Source organism: Streptomyces griseorubiginosus (assembly GCF_017614965.1).
Lineage (GTDB): Bacteria > Actinomycetota > Actinomycetes > Streptomycetales > Streptomycetaceae > Streptomyces > Streptomyces griseorubiginosus_B.
Map to the genome: position 1 here is coordinate 1 of NZ_WVUG01000515.1, position 3,396 is coordinate 3,396.

Annotated in this window: 4 protein-coding genes; 1 reads left to right on the plus strand and 3 read right to left on the minus strand. The window is 70.2% G+C overall.

The genetic code is table 11. The features are described from left to right. Positions 1-137 precede the first annotated feature (137 nt). Positions 138-791 (plus strand): class I SAM-dependent methyltransferase, encoded by a 654-nt coding sequence (locus GRC12_RS42930; protein ID WP_208785862.1) that lies wholly within the window; start codon positions 138-140, stop codon positions 789-791. A gap of 46 nt (positions 792-837) precedes the next feature. Here GRC12_RS42930 and GRC12_RS42935 read toward each other — a convergent pair whose 3' ends face one another. The 3 genes from GRC12_RS42935 to GRC12_RS42940 all read right to left on the minus strand — a co-directional run bounded on the left by GRC12_RS42935 (position 838) and on the right by GRC12_RS42940 (position 3,358). After that, positions 838-1,689: an SCO6745 family protein gene (locus GRC12_RS42935; protein WP_244374641.1), complete on the minus strand. Its 852-nt coding sequence runs from the start codon at positions 1,687-1,689 to the stop codon at positions 838-840. A gap of 79 nt (positions 1,690-1,768) precedes the next feature. Further along, positions 1,769-1,900, minus strand: a complete 132-nt coding sequence (locus GRC12_RS46615; protein WP_280117601.1) for a hypothetical protein — start codon at positions 1,898-1,900, stop codon at positions 1,769-1,771. A 15-nt stretch (positions 1,901-1,915) separates the two neighbouring features. Further along, positions 1,916-3,358 (minus strand): APC family permease, encoded by a 1,443-nt coding sequence (locus GRC12_RS42940; protein ID WP_208785863.1) that lies wholly within the window; start codon positions 3,356-3,358, stop codon positions 1,916-1,918. Positions 3,359-3,396 lie beyond the last annotated feature (38 nt).

A 3,396-nucleotide genomic window follows, 5' to 3' on the forward strand; every position in this document is an offset into this window, starting at 1 on the left:
GGGAAGTAACGGCTCGATCCTCTGCCACTGCGCATCCGTCAGTTCATGCCGCCGCACCATAAGACGCCCCTGCCCAGCCCGAGCACTGATCCACCCACCCAAGCAAGAGCCATCAGAAGCGACCTAGGGTCGCCCGCATGACCGAACCCTCCTTCCTCACAGCCGTGCGCGAGTCCTACGACACGGTCGCCGCCGACTACGTCGAACGCGTCCCGCTTCCGACCGAGATGGACCCGTTGTCACGCGCGATGCTGGCGGGGTTCGCCGAACTCGTACGGACGGCGGATCTGGGACCGGTCGCGGACCTGGGGTGCGGCCCCGGCCGGGTGACGGCGTACCTGGCCGGGCTGGGGGTGTCCGCCTTCGGCATCGATCTGTCGCCGAAGATGATCGAGCTGGCCCGCCTCGCCTATCCGAACCTGCGGTTCACCACGGGCTCGATGACCTCGCTGGAGCTGAAGGGCGACGAGCTCGGCGGCATCCTGGCCTGGTACTCCACCCACCACACGCCCCCGCAGTGGCTTCCGGCGGTGTTCGCCGAGTTCCACCGCACGCTCGCGCCCGGCGGCCACCTGCTCTGGGGAGGCCATGTCGGCGACGAACGGCTGCAGCCGACCCAGGGCTATGGCCGTCCGGTGTCCTACGAGTCGTACCTCCTGCCCCTGGAGCGCGTCGTCGGCCTGATGAAGCAGGCCGGACTCGTCGTCACCGCGCGGCTGGAGCAGGAGCCCGGCGGACGGGTGAAGAGGCCGCACGCCTGTCTGCTCGCCCGCAAACCCGAAAAGGTCTGAAGAGGCTCGTCCTGCACACCTCCCGCCCCGAACTGAGAAAGAGCTGTCACTGCGATCCCGACGCCACCAGCCTCGCTGTGATGGGTTCGAGCGTGGCGATCAGTTCGTCGAGTTCGGCGGGGGAGAGGGCCTCGTAGGGCGGGGCGGCGAGTTCGTCGGTGAGGGCTTCGATGCGTTGCTTGGTGGCGCGGCCGGCGTCGGTGAACCGGCCGTCGATGTCGACGAGCCCGCGCGTCCGCAAGCCGTCCATGACCGCGGCCAGCCGTTCCTTCGGCAGGTGGTGGACCCGGCCGAACGACTCCGGCGGGTGGATGCCCTGCTCCAGCGCGGAGAGGATGTGGGCCTCCGTGCCGCCGATGCGCGCGCCGACGAGGGCGGCGATGTGCCCGTCGCCGCGGTGCTCGCGCAGCATGGTCGCGGAGTGCCACAGCCGGGCGACCGGGTCGCTCGGCACGGGCAGGGTACGCATCCCGGCGTACATGACCCGGCCCTCGGTGGGGGCGCTCGTCGCGGCCTTGGTGGTGAGATCGGCGGCGCGCACCAGGCCCGGGGAGCCGGCGAGTTCCTCGCCGAGGATGCGCCGTAGTGAGGCCGCGCTGCCCCGCTCGCGGGCGGCGACGGACGCCTCGGGCGGGATCGTCTCCCATGCGCTGGGGATGTGCCGGGCGGCCTCGCCCTCGGCGAAGTTGTAGAAGGCCGCGTGGACGACCTGGGCCGGCACCCGCCCCAGCGGAGCGGCGCGGCTGGCGAAATAGCCGTCCCAGTAGGTGCGGTGGCCGAGTGCGGCCAGTTCCTCGTTGCACTCGTCGGCGAAGAAGGTGACCAGGCAGATCGGCTCCAGAAGCTCGAACATGCGGCGGGCGATGTGGGTCGTCGGATGCGAGTGCGCCTTGCTCATCGGAGTCTCCATTCGTCTCGTTGTGCCGGGATGGACCGTCCGGCACGACTAAACTCATCGGTGAGCGAATCGGGGAACGTCAGATGTCGAGCAGGTCCCGGGCCCGTACCGGACCGCCCGACTCGAAGGACATAGGTGTCGTGCGGCCCTGGAGGGCCGGCGGCGGCTGACGGGTCTTGCCTTCGTGGTAAGGATTGACCACGCCGTCCATCACACGACCGGGGCCTCACTCCACGTCGGCGACGACGGAGCCGACCCGTTCGGCCAGGCCCGGGTCTCGGCGGACCAGGAGGGTCGCGTAGCCGACGGCGAGGAGCAGGGCCGCGAGGGCCGCGACCGGGAACCAGTTGTACGGCGCGGGCTGGCCGGGCTTGGCAAGGTAGTAGAGCGGCACCAGGATCGCCAGGGCACCGAGCGCCGGCAGCACCAGGTGGCGGACGGTGTGGAACTCCTGCGGGCGGTAGCGCCGGTAGTAGAAGGGCAGGGCGATGTTGGAGGCCAGGTAGACCACCAGGATCAGGATGGTGCCCAGGGTCGAGGACTCGGTGAAGAAGACCACGGGGTCCATCGGACCGCCGTCCGCCCCGAGCAGATGCCCGAGGCCCCAGCCGCCGATGATCAGCAGGGCGGTGACGGCGAAGGTGACGATCGCGTTGTTCGGCGTACGGCGGACGGGGTGCACGTAGCCGAAGAAGGACGGCAGCAGTCCCTCGCGGCCGGCGTTGAACACCAGCCGCGCCTGGGAGTTGATCCCGGCGATGAGCACGCCGAGGGTGGAGGTCAGGCCGCCGACGTAGGCGAGGAAGGCCAGCGCGCCGAGGGTGTCGTGGGCGACGTCGATGAAGGGGATGGCAGAGTCGCCGAGCCGCTGGACGTCGTAGTCGAAGCCGGTGACGGTGGCGTAGGAGAAGAGGATGTAGCTCGCCGTCATGATGCCCACGGAGGAGAACACGGCGCGGCCGACGTTGCGCCGCGGGTTCTCCGTCTCCTCCGCCAGGGCCGCGGAGTTCTCCCAGCCGACGAAGAGGTACACGGCGAGCGGGAAGCCGGCGGCCAGGCCCCTGAGGCCGTGGTGGATGTGGTCGGGCAGGAAGGGCGCGGCGGACAGGTTGCCGTGGTGTTCGACGAGTGCCGCGACCGAGACCACGACGAGGACCAGCATCTCCACGGCGAAGAAGTAGCCCGCCCACTTGGTGGAGACGACGATGCCGCGCAGCATCAGCACCACCGACGCGCCGGTCAGCAGCAGGGTCCAGATGATCCACGGGATGTCGACGCCGGTGTAGTGGTGCAGGGTGATCTGCACGAAGCCGCCCGAGATGGCGATCACGGAGGCCATGGCGATGATGTAGCCGAGGCCGGCCAGCAGGGCGGTGGTCACGGCGCTGACGGGGCCGAAGGTCTTGCCGACGAAGGTGATGAAGCTGCCCGCCGAGGGGTGTGCCCGGGAGAACTGGGCGAGGGTGTTGCCCAGCAGCGCGACGGCCACGCCGGCGGTGAGGATGGTCAGCGGGGAGGCGACGCCCGCGGTGGTGGCGAGGAAGGCGAATCCGAAGAAGAAGCTCATGGCCGGGCCGACGTTGGCCATGGTGGCGGCGGCGATGTCCGCCATGCCGAGCACGCCGCCGCGCAGCCGCTGGGGCGGGCCGGCGGTTTCGGTGTCGGGCATGACGGCGGCTCCTCGTAAGGGGTCGGTGGGGGTGGCGG

Bases quoted from the DNA above. Each gene is read 5' to 3' on its own strand.
- GRC12_RS42930 (WP_208785862.1), top strand. From the start codon at position 138: ATGACCGAACCCTCCTTCCTCACAGCCGTGCGCGAGTCCTACGACACG.
- GRC12_RS42935 (WP_244374641.1), bottom strand. From the start codon at position 1,689: ATGAGCAAGGCGCACTCGCATCCGACGACCCACATCGCCCGCCGCATG.
- GRC12_RS46615 (WP_280117601.1), bottom strand. From the start codon at position 1,900: ATGGACGGCGTGGTCAATCCTTACCACGAAGGCAAGACCCGTCAGCCG.
- GRC12_RS42940 (WP_208785863.1), bottom strand. From the start codon at position 3,358: ATGCCCGACACCGAAACCGCCGGCCCGCCCCAGCGGCTGCGCGGCGGC.